Annotated in this window: 18 protein-coding genes, 1 other RNA gene and 1 pseudogene; 13 read left to right on the plus strand and 7 right to left on the minus strand. The window is 66.6% G+C overall.

The window, feature by feature from the left end; genetic code table 11:
- Position 1: 1 nt before the first annotated feature.
- A pseudogene (locus FQS62_RS18140) lies at positions 2-546 on the minus strand (UPF0149 family protein).
- 153 nt (positions 547-699) lie between these two features.
- On the opposite strand from FQS62_RS18140, the gene FQS62_RS18145 reads away from it, so the two are divergent.
- The 8 genes from FQS62_RS18145 (at position 700) to FQS62_RS18180 (ending at position 5,009) form a co-directional block, all read left to right on the plus strand.
- A complete protein-coding gene (locus tag FQS62_RS18145) occupies positions 700-921 on the plus strand; it encodes a TIGR02449 family protein (RefSeq protein ID WP_043034082.1) in 222 nt (73 codons plus the stop codon).
- A complete protein-coding gene (locus FQS62_RS18150; protein ID WP_005410899.1) occupies positions 918-1,214 on the plus strand; it encodes a cell division protein ZapA in 297 nt (98 codons plus the stop codon). The genes FQS62_RS18145 and FQS62_RS18150 overlap by 4 nt, the downstream gene beginning before the upstream one ends.
- A gap of 152 nt (positions 1,215-1,366) precedes the next feature.
- Positions 1,367-1,552: non-coding RNA, 6S RNA (ssrS, locus tag FQS62_RS18155), on the plus strand.
- A gap of 83 nt (positions 1,553-1,635) precedes the next feature.
- Positions 1,636-2,229: a 5-formyltetrahydrofolate cyclo-ligase gene (locus tag FQS62_RS18160; protein ID WP_049449699.1), complete on the plus strand. Its 594-nt coding sequence runs from the start codon at positions 1,636-1,638 to the stop codon at positions 2,227-2,229.
- Positions 2,226-2,705 (plus strand): EVE domain-containing protein, encoded by a 480-nt coding sequence (locus tag FQS62_RS18165; protein WP_019338636.1) that lies wholly within the window; start codon positions 2,226-2,228, stop codon positions 2,703-2,705. Before FQS62_RS18160 ends, FQS62_RS18165 begins: the two co-directional genes overlap by 4 nt.
- A 22-nt stretch (positions 2,706-2,727) precedes the next feature.
- Positions 2,728-3,375, plus strand: a complete 648-nt coding sequence (rpiA, locus tag FQS62_RS18170; RefSeq protein ID WP_006389802.1) for a ribose-5-phosphate isomerase RpiA — start codon at positions 2,728-2,730, stop codon at positions 3,373-3,375.
- A gap of 21 nt (positions 3,376-3,396) precedes the next feature.
- On the plus strand, positions 3,397-3,843 hold the full coding sequence (locus tag FQS62_RS18175; RefSeq protein ID WP_208043394.1) for a DUF192 domain-containing protein: 447 nt from the start codon (positions 3,397-3,399) through the stop codon (positions 3,841-3,843).
- Between the two features lie 320 nt (positions 3,844-4,163).
- Complete coding sequence (locus tag FQS62_RS18180; protein ID WP_057499634.1) at positions 4,164-5,009, plus strand: SirB1 family protein; 846 nt, start codon at positions 4,164-4,166, stop codon at positions 5,007-5,009.
- Between the two features lie 60 nt (positions 5,010-5,069).
- Here FQS62_RS18180 and FQS62_RS18185 read toward each other — a convergent pair whose 3' ends face one another.
- Entirely contained in the window at positions 5,070-5,294 is a 225-nt protein-coding gene (locus tag FQS62_RS18185) for a rubredoxin (protein ID WP_080354805.1), read from the minus strand.
- 34 nt (positions 5,295-5,328) lie between these two features.
- Here FQS62_RS18185 and thiE point away from each other — a divergent pair, with 34 nt between their 5' ends.
- Both thiE and hemL read left to right on the plus strand, forming a co-directional pair.
- Positions 5,329-5,955 carry a thiamine phosphate synthase gene (gene thiE, locus FQS62_RS18190; protein ID WP_057499635.1) on the plus strand — a complete coding sequence of 209 codons (627 nt, stop codon included), beginning with the start codon at positions 5,329-5,331 and terminating at the stop codon, positions 5,953-5,955.
- 16 nt (positions 5,956-5,971) lie between these two features.
- Positions 5,972-7,261, plus strand: coding sequence for a glutamate-1-semialdehyde 2,1-aminomutase (gene hemL / locus FQS62_RS18195; protein ID WP_107380346.1), 1,290 nt, complete (start codon positions 5,972-5,974; stop codon positions 7,259-7,261).
- Positions 7,262-7,367: 106 nt separating this feature from the next.
- Here hemL and azu read toward each other — a convergent pair whose 3' ends face one another.
- A complete protein-coding gene (azu, locus tag FQS62_RS18200) occupies positions 7,368-7,817 on the minus strand; it encodes an azurin (RefSeq protein WP_057501171.1) in 450 nt (149 codons plus the stop codon).
- Between the two features lie 123 nt (positions 7,818-7,940).
- Between azu and FQS62_RS18205 the strand changes: the two genes are divergently transcribed.
- Positions 7,941-8,552: an HAD-IA family hydrolase gene (locus tag FQS62_RS18205; protein WP_208043395.1), complete on the plus strand. Its 612-nt coding sequence runs from the start codon at positions 7,941-7,943 to the stop codon at positions 8,550-8,552.
- 83 nt (positions 8,553-8,635) lie between these two features.
- Here the strand turns inward: FQS62_RS18205 and FQS62_RS18210 are convergent, their stop codons facing one another.
- Positions 8,636-9,862 carry an acetylornithine transaminase gene (locus FQS62_RS18210; protein WP_208043396.1) on the minus strand — a complete coding sequence of 409 codons (1,227 nt, stop codon included), beginning with the start codon at positions 9,860-9,862 and terminating at the stop codon, positions 8,636-8,638.
- Between the two features lie 63 nt (positions 9,863-9,925).
- Between FQS62_RS18210 and FQS62_RS18215 the strand changes: the two genes are divergently transcribed.
- Positions 9,926-10,798 (plus strand): ion transporter, encoded by an 873-nt coding sequence (locus FQS62_RS18215; RefSeq protein ID WP_154349593.1) that lies wholly within the window; start codon positions 9,926-9,928, stop codon positions 10,796-10,798.
- A 102-nt stretch (positions 10,799-10,900) separates the two neighbouring features.
- On the opposite strand, the gene FQS62_RS18220 is transcribed toward FQS62_RS18215, so the two are convergent.
- From FQS62_RS18220 to FQS62_RS18230, 3 genes are all read right to left on the minus strand, one after another.
- Positions 10,901-11,866 carry a YiiG family protein gene (locus FQS62_RS18220; RefSeq protein ID WP_208042869.1) on the minus strand — a complete coding sequence of 322 codons (966 nt, stop codon included), beginning with the start codon at positions 11,864-11,866 and terminating at the stop codon, positions 10,901-10,903.
- Positions 11,867-11,883: 17 nt separating this feature from the next.
- Positions 11,884-12,876, minus strand: coding sequence for a YiiG family protein (locus tag FQS62_RS18225; RefSeq protein ID WP_208042870.1), 993 nt, complete (start codon positions 12,874-12,876; stop codon positions 11,884-11,886).
- A gap of 93 nt (positions 12,877-12,969) precedes the next feature.
- On the minus strand, positions 12,970-13,788 hold the full coding sequence (locus tag FQS62_RS18230) for an SDR family oxidoreductase (RefSeq protein ID WP_049412060.1): 819 nt from the start codon (positions 13,786-13,788) through the stop codon (positions 12,970-12,972).
- A 108-nt stretch (positions 13,789-13,896) separates the two neighbouring features.
- Here FQS62_RS18230 and FQS62_RS18235 point away from each other — a divergent pair, with 108 nt between their 5' ends.
- Positions 13,897-14,580 (plus strand): hypothetical protein, encoded by a 684-nt coding sequence (locus tag FQS62_RS18235; RefSeq protein WP_164158585.1) that lies wholly within the window; start codon positions 13,897-13,899, stop codon positions 14,578-14,580.
- Positions 14,581-14,595: the final 15 nt, after the last annotated feature.

Here is a 14,595-nt window from a genome sequence, read left to right on the forward strand (position 1 = left end):
ATCAGTTCAGGCGCTGCCGGTGGCGCGAGGCCAGCACCACGTCACCGTGCAGCAGCAGCACCGCCACGCGGATGAATTCCTCGATCTCCGACAGGGCTTCGTCGTCATCATCGCCACCGGCCTCGAAATCCTCGCTGGAGGCACGCGCCAGACTGGCCATGTCGGTCAGCGCCTCTTCGCCCTCTTCGGACAGGGCTGGCCGGTTACCACCGCTGCCCAGACCGAAGCCGCCCAGGAAGGAGCGGGTCCAGCTGAACATGGCATCGGCCTGCGCGGACACGTCGTCGGTGTCGGTCAGCAGCAGCTCGAAGGCGAAGTCGCGGTCTTCCAGCTGCTTGATGGTGGCCTGCAGCAGCTGCCCCAGCACGCTGTCGGCGGCCACCGGCGGCAGGTTGTCGTCGGCCAGCACGCGCCGGCCAGTCGTTGCCGGGGCGCGCCGGCGGCCAGCCAGCCACACAGCGCGCCGTGCAGCTCGGCAGCGGTGGCGCCCAGGCCCAGTTCCTGGCTGGCGCGGGTAACGTCGTCGACGGAGGGAAGTTCGGTCATCGTGCGGCTCGTTCGGAAAGGAAACCCGGGGCGCGCACGCGCGCGCCCGTGAGACCCCGTAGTGTAGCAACCCGACGGCATCCTCTCCGCAGCCGCCCAGCCTTGCTGCGACAACGCTTGACCGCCCTTACCCGGCTTGCCTATCGTGCCCGCATGGAACCCGCCGATCCCCTTGCCCAGCTGCAGGACTTCGCTGCCCGCGTGGAAGCGTTGCTTGACCGCAACCAGCGCCTGGCCGAGGAGAACCGCAGCCTGCGCCACCAGCAGGAACAGCTGGTGGCCGAGCGTTCGACGCTGCTGGCCAAGAATGAGCAGGCACGCTCGCGGGTGGAAGCGATGATCAGCCGGCTCAAATCCCTGGAGCAGCACACATGAGCGCCGAACCGGTCAGTGTCCGCATCCTCGATCGTGAATACACCGTGGGCGTCGGCGGCGATGAACGCGACAGCCTGATGGCCGCTGCACGCCTGCTGGACGCGCGCATGCGTGAGATCCGCGGCAGCAACCGCATGGCCGCGGTCGATCGCGTCGCCGTGTTGGCTGCGTTGAACCTGGCCCACGAACTGCAGCTGCTGCGCGACGAGAACGCCCGCCAGGCGGTGGCGCTGCAGCAGACGCTGGCCGACCTGAACCGGCGCCTGGACCGCGCGATCGACGGCACCCCATAGAAGAGGGGACGGAGGGAATCAAGGCGCATTTGCCCCTTCCGTGCTGGAAACGTCTTAATCCCCTCCGTCCCCTTTTCTCATATCTGAATTGGCACGGACTGTTGCCGACGAACGGCCTATCCAGATGCTGCACGCTGGCTATAATGGCCACGCGTTCTCTGCGGTACTCGACGGCATGTGCAAACATTCGCCTTGTCCCTTAAGAACGACACCGGGAGCGCGACAGCGCCGGGAGTGCAGGTCCGCCTTGTAGCGGGAAGCCCGATGGTTCTCCAGCGTTCCCACTTGAGCCCCCGGGTTCAAGGTCGTTTCGCATGCATCGACATTGCGGAGAATGCAATATTCCAGTAAGGGCGGCGTCTTCGGGCGTCGCCCTTGTTCTTTCCGGCACAATGACGGCTGATCCTTGCCGCACGCTGCCATGACCGACCCGCGACAGGCCCTGCGCCACGACCTGCGGCAACGCCGCCGCGACCTTCCCGCCGCTGAGCGCATCGCCGCCGCCGAATCCCTCGCCGATGCCCTGCTGGCCCTGCCGTTCGCCCCGCGCGAAGGCGCCGTGGCCGGCTACTGGGCGCTGGATGGCGAAATCGCCCTGCATCGCTGGCAGCTACAGCTGCCCGAAGGACTCACCTACTGCCTGCCGGTGCTGGCCGGCGACGTGCTGCGCTTCGCACCGTGGCGGCCGGGGCAGCCGCTGACCAGCAACCGCTACGGCATTCCCGAACCGGACGTGGCGGTGGAAGACACCCTGGAACCGGCGCAGATGGCGCTGGTGGTGACCCCGCTGGTGGGTTTCGACACACAGTGCCGGCGGCTGGGCATGGGGGGCGGCTGGTATGATCGCAGCTTCGCCTTCCGCCACGATCGGCCGGCGCCGCCCTGGCTGGTCGGTGCTGCGTTTGCGGTGCAGCAGGTCGAGTCCTTGCCGGTGGCGTCGTGGGACGTGCCGGTGGATGCGATCTGCACCGAAGACGGCACCCTGTTCCCCTCCGCTGCCCCCGTGAACGCATGACCGCCCGCAAGCGCTACTGGCTGATGAAGTCCGAACCGGACGCCTTCTCCATCGATGACCTGGCCAAGGTCAAGGTCGAACCCTGGAACGGGGTGCGCAACTACCAGGCGCGCAACTTCATGCGCGATGGCATGCAGGTGGGCGACGGCATCCTGTTCTACCACTCCAATACCAAGGTGCCGGGCATCGTCGGCCTGGCCACGGTGGCCAGCACGGCCTACCCGGACGACACCCAGTTCGATCCGAAATCCGACTACCACGACCCCAAGAGCACGCGCGAGAACCCGCGCTGGATGCTGGTGGACGTGGCCTTCGACCGCAAGCTCAAGCAGGTGATCGCGCTGGACGAGATCAAGCTGCACGCTGATGAGCTCGGCGAAGGCTTCCCGCTGGTTGCCAAGGGCAACCGCCTGTCGGTGTTCCCGGTGACGGCCGCGCAGTGGAAGCTGCTGCTGTCGCTGGAAAAGAAATCCTGATTCCCTGCCTGAGAGTTCTCCCATGTCCGAAGCCAAGCGCCTGGCCGCCGAGAAAGCCATCGAGTACGTAGAAGACGGCATGATCGTCGGTGTCGGCACCGGTTCCACCGTGGCCTATTTCATCGATGCCCTGGCCCGCATCCAGCACCGCATCAAGGGTGCCGTGTCCAGCTCCGAGCAGAGCACCGCGCGCCTGAAGCAGCACGGCATCGAGGTGATCGAGCTGAACCACAGCGGCAACCTGTCGCTGTACGTGGACGGCGCCGACGAGTGCGACGCCAACAAGTGCCTGATCAAGGGCGGCGGAGCGGCGCTGACCCGCGAGAAGATCATCGCCGAGGCCAGCGAGCGCTTCATCTGCATCGTCGACCCGAGCAAGCAGGTGCCGGTGCTGGGCAAGTTCCCGCTGCCGGTGGAAGTGATCCCGATGGCGCGCAGCCTGGTCGCCCGCCAGATCCGCGACATGACCGGCGGCCAGCCGACCTGGCGCGAAGGCGTGGTCACCGACAACGGCAACCAGATCCTGGACATCCACAACCTGCAGATCACCGATCCGGAAAAGCTGGAGCGCGAGCTCAACCAGCTGCCGGGCGTGGTCTGCGTGGGCCTGTTCGCGCGCCGTCGCGCCGATGTGGTGATCGTCGGCGGCGAGCCGCCGGTCGTGCTCTGACCCTTTCGAAGGATCCTGACGATGTCGCTGTTGCGTTCGCTGCTGATGCTTCCGCTGCTGGCCCTGACCGGCTGCGCCACCGACGCGGCCCGCCATTGGGTCGAGCTGGATGGCGCCCGCTACCAGGTCGAGCTGGCCACCAACGATGAAACCCGCGCGCGCGGGTTGATGTTCCGCGACCAGATGGCCGCCGACCACGGCATGCTGTTCATCCACGACCGCGAGGAAATGCAGGCGTACTGGATGAAGAACACCAAGATCGCGCTGGACATCCTGTACTTCGACAGCCAGCGCAAGCTGGTCAGCCAGCAGCGCGATGTGCCGCCGTGCTCTGCCGGCGACATGTGCCCGCCCTACCCCAGCGGTGGCCCGGCGCGCTATGTGCTGGAACTCAACGCTGGCCAGGCCGAGAAGCTCAAGCTGAAGGATGGGACGGAGCTGAAGTTCGGCCCGGGCATCGAAAAGTAAGGTACGGCCGGGCTGCGCCCGGCACCCGCCGAATCAACATCAACGGCAACGTCAAATTCGTATATTTCGAGGGATGGCGGGGTGGGTCAGGTGGCGGGGGACGGCGCAAGTACGTCCCTGTAGCCTTGGCCGCGGCACCTATGCCGCGGACACCCCCGTCACCGGACCCACCCCGCCTTCGACGGTTTTCCGCTGGTGATGGTAGGTGTCGACCTTGGTCGACACGTAGATCCATGCCATGTGTGGATGGGGAAACGATGACATGAGGAATTCACGCGACACCGCTTGAAACCGCCTGCGAATGACGCCAGTCTGTGGTCATGCAGGACCGGATCTCTCTCCCCGACTGGGATGCACTGGCCGACCTCGAAGACGAGGCGCTGCCACTGTTGCCGACCGCGCTGCTGATCGCACGCGATGAATACCCCGATCTGCAGCCGTCGACCTATGACGCGCTGATCCAGAGCCATGTCGAGCACCTCCGCTCGGAAGTGGAGAGCATCGACGACAGCCCGCTGAAAATGGCGGCGATCAACCGCCACCTGTTCGACGAGCTGGGCTACAGCGGCGACCACGACGAGTACTACGACCCGCGCAACAGCTATCTCAACCAGGTGTTCGAACGCCGACTGGGCAACCCGATCTCGCTGGCGCTGGTGCAGATGGAAGTCGCGCGCCGACTGGGCATTCCGCTCGATGGCGTGTCCTTCCCCGGCCACTTCCTGGTGCGTCTGCCGGTGGACGACGGCGTGCTGGTGATGGACCCGTTCAACGGTGGCCGCCCGCTGGACGTGGACGAACTGCGCGAGCGGGCCAAATCACACTTGGGCGGGCAGATGCCCGACGACCAGGTGCTGGCGCAGATCCTCGACCCGGCGCCGGCGCGCGCGATCCTGATGCGCATGCTGCGTAACCTGCACGGCGTCTACGCCGAGGCCGGCGAATGGGACCGCGCTGCACGCAGTGCCGACCGCCTGCTGAAGCTGGCCCCGGAGCAGGACGACGCGCTGCGCGACCGCGGCCTGGCCTATCTGCAGCTCGATTATCTGGCCGGTGCCCGCCACGACCTGGGGCAGTACCTGAAGCGCAATCCCGAGGCCAGCGATGCGCAGTGGCTGCGCGAGAAGCTGATCGACCTCGGCGGGCCGGTGCCGCGGCTGCATTGAGGGAGTCGGTGTGTGGACCAACGGTCCACACCCACCGGATGGGCCGGGTGGGCCCTCCAGTCAATCGACCTCGACCATCTCGAAATCGGCCTTGGTCACCCCGCAATCCGGGCAGGTCCAGGTCTCGGGAATGTCCTCCCAGCGCGTCCCGGGCTCAATACCCTCCTCCGGCAAGCCTTCCGCTTCGCTGTAAAGGAAGCCGCAGACCACGCACATCCAGGTGCGCAAGGTGGTGGGGGTGGCATCGCTCATCGGATAATCAGGGCTGGATTCACGGGCCGCCATTGTCCCATCGCGGTCCACTCACCGGTAGCCATCAATGACTTCTGCTTCCCCGGCGCCCCGCGGCGTCTACCTGATCACCCCGGACGAGCCCGATACCGCGCGCCTGCTGGCCCGCACCGCGCCATTGCTGGCCGCTGGCGCCACCTGGCTGCAGTACCGCAACAAGACCGCCAGCGACGCGCTGCGACGGGAGCAGGCCATGGCGCTGCAGGCACTGTGTGCGGAGCACGGCGTGCCGCTGATCGTCAACGACGACCCGGCGCTGGCCAAGGCGGTGGGTGCGGCCGGCGTGCATCTGGGCGGCACCGACGGGGACATCCCCAGCGCGCGCGCGCTGCTTGGTGCCAACGCCATCATCGGCGCCTCCTGCTACGACCAGCTGGCCAATGCCGAAAAGGCCGTAGCGGCCGGCGCCAGCTATGTGGCCTTCGGCGCGTTCTTCCCGACCACCACCAAGGTCACCAGCAGCCGCGCCCATACCGACCTGCTGCGGCAAAGCGCCGCACTGGGCGTGCCGCGGGTGGCGATCGGCGGCCTGACGCCGGACAATGTCGGTCCCATCATCGACGCCGGCGCCGATCTGGTCGCCGTGGTCAGCAGCGTGTTCGCCGCCGAAGACCCGGTCGCGACCCAGCGCGCCTTCCTCGCCCAGTTCGCGTAATGCCCAGGAAATCCGCATGAACCACGATCACTCCCACGCCCTGTTCTCCCGCGCCCAGCAACTGCTGCCGGGCGGCGTCAATTCGCCGGTGCGCGCGTTCAAGTCGGTCGGCGGCGAGCCGTTCTTCGTCGAGCGCGCCGACGGCGCCTACCTGTACGACGTCGACGGCAACCGCTACATCGATTACGTCGGCTCCTGGGGGCCGATGATCGTCGGCCACAACCACCCGGCGGTGCGCCAGGCGGTGAAGAGGGCGATCGACAACGGCCTGTCGTTCGGTGCGCCGTGCGCGGCCGAAGTGACCATGGCCGAGACCATCACCCGTCTGGTGCCGTCGTGCGAGATGGTGCGCATGGTCAACTCCGGTACCGAAGCCACGCTGTCGGCGATCCGCCTGGCGCGTGGCGCCACCGGCCGCAACCGCATCGTGAAATTCGAAGGCTGCTACCACGGCCATGGCGACTCGTTCCTGGTCAAGGCCGGCAGCGGCATGCTGACCCTGGGCGTGCCGACCTCGCCGGGCGTCCCGGCTGGGTTGAGCGAACTGACCCTGACCCTGCCCTACAACGATTTCGAAGCCGCCACTGCGCTGTTCGAGCAACAGGGTGACGACATCGCCGGCCTGATCATCGAGCCGGTGGTTGGCAACGCAAACTGCATTCCGCCGCGCGACGGCTATCTGCAGCACCTGCGCGAACTGTGCACGAAGCATGGCGCGCTGCTGATCTTCGATGAAGTGATGACCGGCTTCCGCGTCGCCCTCGGCGGTGCGCAGGCGCATTACGGCATCACTCCGGATCTGACCACTTTCGGCAAGATCATCGGCGGCGGCATGCCGGTGGGTGCTTACGGCGGTCGCCGCGAGCTGATGCAGCAGATCGCGCCGGCCGGCCCGATCTACCAGGCCGGTACGCTGAGCGGCAATCCGGTGGCGATGGCCGCTGGCCTGGCGATGCTGGAACTGATCCAGCAACCCGGCTTCCACGCCGATCTGGCCGAGCGCACCGCGCGCCTGTGTGCCGGCCTGGAAGCGGCCGCCGCCGACGCCGGCGTGGCCGTGACCACCACCTGCGTGGGTGCGATGTTCGGGCTGTTCTTCACCAGCGAGAAGGTGGAGACCTATGCGCAGGCCACCGCCTGTGACATCCCGGCGTTCAACCGCTTCTTCCACGCGATGCTGGACCAGGGCGTGTTCCTGGCACCGTCGGCGTACGAGGCCGGCTTCCTGTCCAGTGCGCACGACGATGCGGTGATCGAAGCGACGCTGGCCGCTGCACGCGTGGCGTTCAAGGCCGCCAAGGGCTGAGCCCTGCTCTGGTAGGTGCCAAGCTTGGTTGGCACTGCCGCATCTGGTGGGTGCCAACCTTGGTTGGCACAGAGCAGTCGAGCATGGCTCGACTCTACAAACGGCATCAACCGAAGACGAACTTGCCCTTCATCATCGCGAAGTGGCCGGGGAACGAGCAGAAGAAGGTGTAGTCACCGCCCTTCTGCAGGCCCTGGGTAGAGAAACGCACGCGCGTGGTCTCACCACCGCCGATCACCTTGGTGTGCGCCAGCACGCGCTTGTCGGCCTTCGGCAGGTAGCTGTCGGCCAGGGTCATGCGCATGCCCGCCATCGCCACCGGCTGGTAATCGGCACTGCGGGTCAGCACCCAGTTATGGCCCATCGCGGTGGCGGCCAGCTTGCCGGTGTGGCGCAGGGTCAGGTCCACGGCGGTGCAATCGGCGGCGACCTTGATCTCGCGGCTGCTGAAGCTCATCTGGTCGGTGCTGTCGATGCTCACCGCACACACCCGCGCCATCGCCGACGGCGCCAGCATCAGCGCGCCCAGTCCCACTGCCACCCTCCAAGCCTTCATCGTTGCATCTCCTGCGGATTCAAACGCCATTCTAGGCAGCCCCCCATGGCCGCGTCTGCGACCGTCTGTCGCATGGCTGCTCCAGGGTTTCCCGAGTGTTCACTGCAATGGCATGCTCGGCCGATGCGGATCGATCTGTTGCTGCTGGATGTTGATGGCGTGCTGGTGCACTACCAGCGCGTGCAACGTGTACTGCACCTGGCACAGGCACTGCAGATTCCCGCTGCGGCGGTGCAGGCGGCGCTGTACGACAGCGGACTGGAAGCGGCGCATGACAATGGCACGCTGGATGGCCCGGCCTATCTGGCGCAGTTGGGAGAGCTTCTGGGCACGACTGTCGATGTGGCTGCATGGATCGCCGCGCGGCGGGCCGCCAGCCATCCGCAGGCTGCGGTGTTGCAGCGGCTGCAGGCCCTGCAGCTGCCAATGGCGGTACTGACCAACAACGGCGCGCTGATGAAACAGGTGTTGCCCACCCTGCTGCCGGAGCTGTCCCCGGCCCTGCGGGAGCGCGTGTTCTGCAGCGCGGATTTCGGCCTGCGCAAACCCGCACCCGAAGTCTTCCTGCGCACGCTGGAGGCGCTGGGGGTGGTGCCTGCACGCACGCTGTTCGTCGATGACCTGTTCGCCAACGTACGCGGCGCACGCGCCGCCGGCCTGCACGCGGAAACCGTGCGCGATGGCCGGGGATTGGGGAAGGTGTTGAAGCGCTATCGGATGCGTGAACCACTGTAGAGCCGAGTCCATGCTCGGCTCATCGCAGTGTCAGGCAACAGCAGCCGAGCGTGGGCTCGGCTCTACAGCTGTTGCTGCCGGGTTCAGCGCGCGGCGATGAACCCGGCAATCGCCGCACGCAGGCGCTTCAGGCCTTCGGCCACTTCCTCGTCGGTGATGTTCAGCGACGGCACGAAACGCAGCACGTCCGGGCCGGCCTGCAGGGTCAGCAGGCCGTGCTCGGCGGCGTGGTCAAGGATCGCACCGGCCTGGCCGGCGAAGTCCTTGCTCAGCACTGCGCCCAGCATCAGGCCACGACCACGCACGTCGCTGAACACACCGAACTCGTCATTGATGCGGGCGAAGCCATCGCGCAGCGCCTTCGACTGGCGGCTGACGTTGGCAGCGATCTCCGACGAGGCCAGCTTGCGCAGTGCCACGCGGGCCACCGCAGCCGCCAGCGGGTTGCCACCGAAGGTGGTGCCGTGCGCACCGAACTGCATGGTTTCGGCCACCTTCGGGCCGGCCAGCATCGCACCGATCGGGAAGCCGCCACCCAGCGCCTTGGCCAGGGTGACCATATCCGGCACCACGTCGTCCTGCCAGTGCGCGAACAGCGTGCCGGTGCGGCCCATACCGGCCTGGATCTCGTCCAGCACCAGCAATGCGTTGTGCTGGTCGCACAGTTCGCGCACGCGCTTGAGGAAGCCGGACTTGGCCGGCATCACGCCGCCCTCGCCCTGGATCGGCTCCAGCATCACCGCAGCCACGTCACCGGCGGCCATCGCGGTTTCCAGCTGCACTTCGTCGTTGAAATCGATGTAGCGGAAGCCACCCGGCAGCGGCTCGTAGCCTTCCTGGTACTTCGGCTGGGCAGTAGCGGTGACCGCGCCCATGGTGCGGCCGTGGAAGCTGCCGCGGAAGGTGATGATGACGCGCTTGTCGGCCGGGCGGCCCTGGCTGGAGGCCCACTTGCGGACCATCTTGATCGCCACTTCGTTGGCTTCAGCGCCGGAGTTGCACAGGAACACGCGCTCGGCGAAGCGGCTGGCCTTGACCAGTTCTTCGGCCAGGTGCAGCGGCGGCGCGCTGTAGAACACGTTGCTGGTGTGCCAGAGCTTGCCGGCCTGTTCGACCAGCGCGGCCACCAGGTCTGGATCGTTGTGGCCGAGGCCACAGACGGCGATGCCGGCGGCCAGGTCGATGAACTCACGGCCCTGGCTGTCCCACACGCGGGCGCCCTGGCCTCGCTCCAGTACCACCTGGCGGGGCTTGTAGACCGGCAGGTAATAGTGCGAAAGGGAGATCAGCGGATCGGTAGCGGCGGTCATGGCAGTCGGCAGGGTTCAGGAATCCCCATTCTCGCGCCGGAACCCCTGCGGCACAATGCGCGCATGCGACCGTTTTCCGCCCCCCAGCTGAACCCCGCCACCGAGACCGGCTGGCGCCGCCGGTGGTTCGACATCATCTACCGCCACGACAGCCGGCCCTCGCGCAATTTCGACCTGATCCTGGTCTACGCGATCATCGCCAGCGTGCTGGTGGTGATGTTCGACAGCGTGCAGCGCTTCCACATCGCCCATGCCGACTGGCTGTACGTGCTGGAATGGGGCTTCACCATCCTGTTCACCGCCGAATACGTGCTGCGCCTGGCGGTGGTCAAGCGCCCGCTGCGCTACGCGGTGAGCATCTGGGGCATCATCGACCTGGCCTCGATCCTGCCGACCTACCTGTCACTGTTCATTCCCGGTGCGCAGAGCCTGCTGGTGGTGCGCGCACTGCGCATCCTGCGCGTGTTCCGCATTCTCAAGCTGACCCGCTACATCGAAGAAAGCGGCGTGCTGATGCAGTCGCTGTGGCGCAGCCGGCGCAAGATCCTGCTGTTCCTGTTCACGGTGGTCACCATCACCATCATCGCCGGCACGCTGATGTACGTGATCGAGGGACCGAACCATGGCTTCACCAGCATTCCCAGCAGCATGTACTGGGCGGTGGTGACGATGGCCACGGTGGGCTTCGGCGATATCGTGCCGCAGACCGTGCTCGGCCGCTTCGTCACCTCGGTGCTGATCCTGATCGGTTACAGCATCATCGCCGTGCCCACCGGCATCTACACCGCCGAACTGGCCAGCACCATGCGCGATGCCGAGCTGGCCGCACGCCGTGATGCGCGTGGCTGCCCGGACTGCGGGCTGGAAGGCCACGAACCGGATGCACGGCACTGCCGCAAGTGCGGCGGCAAGCTGCCGGATGCGTTCAACCATTGAGTGTCATGCCGGCCAGCGGCCGGCACTCCCGAAACAACAGGGGGCGCGCCGGGCATGGCCCGGCGCGCCCCTCGGTAGATCCACGCCATGCGTGGATCCCCCTCAACGCATGCGATTGCTGGTGGTCACCAGGTCGTTGTAGGCATCCAGAATCGTCGACTGCGCGCCTTCGGGATCGGTGGTGAGCCAGCTGCCCGATGCCTTGCGCTCGGCCGCCAGCGCATCGGCGGTGATCGGCTTGTGCTGCTCCAGGCGCTCGACGCCGCGTCCCGCGGTACGCACCAGCTTGTCCGCCGAACGCTGCACGTGGCCCCACATCGGGTCGTCCTTGCCGACACCGTCATTCTGGATTTCCGTCACCAGAGCCTGATAGTCAGCCAGCTGCGCGCGCAACGCTGCAACGTCCGGTGCGTCGTGCTGGAACGCGGTGGCCAGTTGCTTGCCATCGCCCAGCAGGCGAAGGTGGTAGTAGGCCAGCGAACGCCCTTCGCTTTCCTCGATCTGCTTCAGCTGCGCGGCACGGCGATCGTTCTCGTTCTTTTCCAGCGCCACATCCATCGCTTCGCTGGCCTTGAAGAAATCGGCGTAGGCCTGCATCAACGGGGCATGCTGGCTGCGCATCCCTTCACCGCCATCACGGCGATAGTCCTCGCGGGTGAAGTAGCCATCGGCACGCTCGACCAGGGTGTTCAATGCCTGGAATGCCTGCTGATAGTCACGCGCGGGGCCATCCATCGGCAGTGCCGGGGTCTTCGCCAGCGCGTCGGTCAGTGGCTGGCCGCAGTACTCGACGCGGTGCGACAGCACCTTTCCGGGCGAACGCGGCTGCGCTTCCTTGCCGGTCGGGCCGGCTTCGGGGTCCTTCATCCAGCTGGTGTAGGCCTGGAAGCCCTCGTGGATGGGCTGTTCAACGCCGTTGTAGCACTCGATGTAGGCGTTCACCTTCTCCAGGCCGGGGTCGGCCACCGGCAGCCCTGCCGATCTGTTGCAGCCGCTCAGGCCCGCCACAGCGCCGATCAGCAGCAGAGGCGCGATACGCAGACAGGACGTCGTCATGGTCTCTCGCATGAGTACTGGCGCGCCGGTCACTGGCGGTTGCTCTGGAAAACGAGCGAGTTGTATTCCTGCATCAGCTTGCTGGCCGAACCGCGCGGCGCCATCGACGGCGAATCAAGCATGCGTCGTTCGAAATCGGTGTAAGGCTTTTTCTCGCTGACGCGCTGCAGCCGCTCCTTGCCTTCGCGCCGGAAATTCTCGGCCTCGCGCTCGAAGCTGCTCCAGTCCAGCTTGCCCGGCTCCTGATCAGACACCTTCGCATGTGCTTCATCGGAAATGCGGTTGAAGGCATCCAGGCGTTCGCGGGCCTTGGCCTGATCGAAATCATCCTCGCTCATCAGATCCATGATGGCCTTGGCTTCCAGCATCATCGCCAGACGGTAGTACTCGCGCGTGCGACCCTCGGCCTGCTCCAGCGCCTTGAGCTGTTCGCGCTGGGCGGCGTCGTTCTGACGCTCCAGCTCGGCGTTGAACGTTTCGCTGGCAGCCACGAAATCCTTGAAGGCGGCCATCAAGGGCGCGTGCAGCTGCTTGCCCTTGGCAAACTGGTCGTCTTCGTAGTCCTGGCGATCGTAGTAGTCGTGCGCGTCCTTGCTGACCGGCACCAGCGCCTTCAGCGCCTGCTGGTAATGGCCTGCAGCAGCATCGAGATCGGCCAGCGCCGGCTTGGCAGCGATCGCCCCGGTCACCGGAGCGTCGCACTGCTTCATGTCGTAATCGCTGATCTCGAACGGTCCGTACACGTGCGTCTCGCGCCCGGTCGGGCCAGCGTCGACGTCCTTGATCCAGCGCGTGTAGGACTGGATGCTGCCGTGGGTCTTCGAATCCAGCGCGTTGAAGCAGCCGATGTAGGCGTTGAGCTTGGCGGTCAACTGCTGCTGTGTGTCGGACGGCGCCGCGCTGGCGTCCGGCGTGCCGGAGGCAGCGGCGCCGCCCGCAGCTGCGGGGGCCTTGCCACCGCAGGCGGTCAGGATCAACGACAACGAAGCGGCCAGCGCCGCGACGGAAAGAGTGCGTGACATGTGTTCACATCCCTGTTGAAAACGATTACAGCCACGTATTCTAACGCAGCAGGCCAAGGGTCGCAGCCCTCGGCCTCTTCCCGCGATGCGCGATCAATCCAGGAACAGATCCGGCAACAGCGCGCGCGACGGATCCACCGCATAGCCCGAAAGATCGGTAATACCGGCCTGCGCCAGCACTTCATCGTCGATCAGGAACCGGCCGTGGAAGCCGGCCGCTTCGCGCACCAGCACCGCGTGTGCGGCATCGGCCATGATCTGTGGCGTGCGGCAGCCAGCCGCATCCACGCCCGGAATCATGTTGATCGCATCGGTGGCGATGACGGTGCGCGGCCACAGCGCATTCACCGCCACGCCCTGCGGGCCGAATTCCGCGGCCAGGCCCAGGGTGACGAAGCTCATGCCCATCTTCGCCAGCGTGTAGCCGGTATGTGCGCCCCACCACTTCGGCTCCAGGCTCGGCGGCGGTGCCAGGGTCAGGATGTGCGGGTTCGGCGCCTGCAGCAGGTACGGCAGGCAGGCCTGCGCGCACAGGAAGCTGCCGCGCGAATTGACCTGCTGCATCAGGTCGAAACGCTTCATCGGCGTATCCAGCGTGCCGCGCAACCAGATGGCGCTGGCGTTGTTGATCAGGATGTCGATGCCACCGAAGGTGTCGACCGTGGCCGCCACCGCCGCCTGCACCTGCTCTTCCTCGCGGATGTCGCACTTCAGCGCCAGGCCCTGCCCGCCTGCAGCCGTCACCGCTTCGGCGGCGGTGTGGATGGTGCCCGGCAGCTTCGGATTCGGCACCGACGACTTGGCCGCAATGGCCACATTGGCGCCGTCGCGCGCAGCGCGCAGTGCGATGGCCAGGCCGATGCCACGCGAGGCACCGGTGATGAAAAGCGTTTTGCCCTGCAGACTGCCCACGTTCCACACTCCAGCGTATGCAATGAGCCGCTAGTATGCCGCGCCGACGCGGAGTTCACCCGCCCTTGACGATACTCGGGCCTCCAGACAACGCACGAGGTCCACGCCATGCGCCGTTCCCGCCTGTTGCTGCCTGCCCTGGGGCTTGCCCTGCTGACCGCCTGCCAGGGCCGTTCGCCGGAACCCGGAAAGGAGCCGCCCGCCGGTGACGCGCCGAGTGCGGAGAAGGCCGCCGCCGACGGCAAGATGCGCTGGAGCGAGGCGGTGGTCTGGGATGGCGACCTCAACGCGTGCCGCCAGGGCGAGAACGCGGCCACCCGGGATTGCCTTCGCGACGCGATGCGCGCCGGTGGCGCCAGTGCCGATGCCATCACTGCGGCCGAGCAGTTGTCCACCGGCGGCGAGTTGGCCTATGTGACCGCATGGCACGAGAACGAAGGACTGGGCATTGCCACGGTCGAGTATCCGTTCCGCGCCAACACCAATGAAGGCACCCGCCTGGTCGATGCCAGTGGCAAGCGCATCGATGTGGATGCCGTGCAGCTGGACGACACCCTGCGTGCCGACCCCGCTGTACAGGCCCTGCTGAAGGACCACCCGCAGGCCACGCCGTTCGCACCGGCACAGTCGGCCGGAGCCTCGCCACTGGAAAACGGCGGCATCCGCGTGATGTACCGCACACCGCTGCGCGACTGCCACGCTTGCCCGGATGTCGGGCAGTTGCAGATCGCCTACGACTTCGACGCCAAGCGCAACTTCATCGGCCAGCAGGTCGTGCCGGCGACGCCGTAAGGCCACCGCCCCCTG

This window comes from Stenotrophomonas sp. SBJS02 (assembly GCF_020428325.2).
Classification (GTDB): Bacteria; Pseudomonadota; Gammaproteobacteria; order Xanthomonadales; family Xanthomonadaceae; genus Stenotrophomonas; species Stenotrophomonas africana.

Coding starts and splice junctions, on each gene's coding strand:
- FQS62_RS18145 (WP_043034082.1), top strand. CDS start 700: ATGGAACCCGCCGATCCCCTTGCCCAGCTGCAGGACTTCGCTGCCCGC.
- FQS62_RS18150 (WP_005410899.1), top strand. CDS start 918: ATGAGCGCCGAACCGGTCAGTGTCCGCATCCTCGATCGTGAATACACC.
- FQS62_RS18160 (WP_049449699.1), top strand. CDS start 1,636: ATGACCGACCCGCGACAGGCCCTGCGCCACGACCTGCGGCAACGCCGC.
- FQS62_RS18165 (WP_019338636.1), top strand. CDS start 2,226: ATGACCGCCCGCAAGCGCTACTGGCTGATGAAGTCCGAACCGGACGCC.
- rpiA (WP_006389802.1), top strand. CDS start 2,728: ATGTCCGAAGCCAAGCGCCTGGCCGCCGAGAAAGCCATCGAGTACGTA.
- FQS62_RS18175 (WP_208043394.1), top strand. CDS start 3,397: ATGTCGCTGTTGCGTTCGCTGCTGATGCTTCCGCTGCTGGCCCTGACC.
- FQS62_RS18180 (WP_057499634.1), top strand. CDS start 4,164: ATGCAGGACCGGATCTCTCTCCCCGACTGGGATGCACTGGCCGACCTC.
- FQS62_RS18185 (WP_080354805.1), bottom strand. CDS start 5,294: ATGGCGGCCCGTGAATCCAGCCCTGATTATCCGATGAGCGATGCCACC.
- thiE (WP_057499635.1), top strand. CDS start 5,329: ATGACTTCTGCTTCCCCGGCGCCCCGCGGCGTCTACCTGATCACCCCG.
- hemL (WP_107380346.1), top strand. CDS start 5,972: ATGAACCACGATCACTCCCACGCCCTGTTCTCCCGCGCCCAGCAACTG.
- azu (WP_057501171.1), bottom strand. CDS start 7,817: ATGAAGGCTTGGAGGGTGGCAGTGGGACTGGGCGCGCTGATGCTGGCG.
- FQS62_RS18205 (WP_208043395.1), top strand. CDS start 7,941: ATGCGGATCGATCTGTTGCTGCTGGATGTTGATGGCGTGCTGGTGCAC.
- FQS62_RS18210 (WP_208043396.1), bottom strand. CDS start 9,862: ATGACCGCCGCTACCGATCCGCTGATCTCCCTTTCGCACTATTACCTG.
- FQS62_RS18215 (WP_154349593.1), top strand. CDS start 9,926: ATGCGACCGTTTTCCGCCCCCCAGCTGAACCCCGCCACCGAGACCGGC.
- FQS62_RS18220 (WP_208042869.1), bottom strand. CDS start 11,866: ATGCGAGAGACCATGACGACGTCCTGTCTGCGTATCGCGCCTCTGCTG.
- FQS62_RS18225 (WP_208042870.1), bottom strand. CDS start 12,876: ATGTCACGCACTCTTTCCGTCGCGGCGCTGGCCGCTTCGTTGTCGTTG.
- FQS62_RS18235 (WP_164158585.1), top strand. CDS start 13,897: ATGCGCCGTTCCCGCCTGTTGCTGCCTGCCCTGGGGCTTGCCCTGCTG.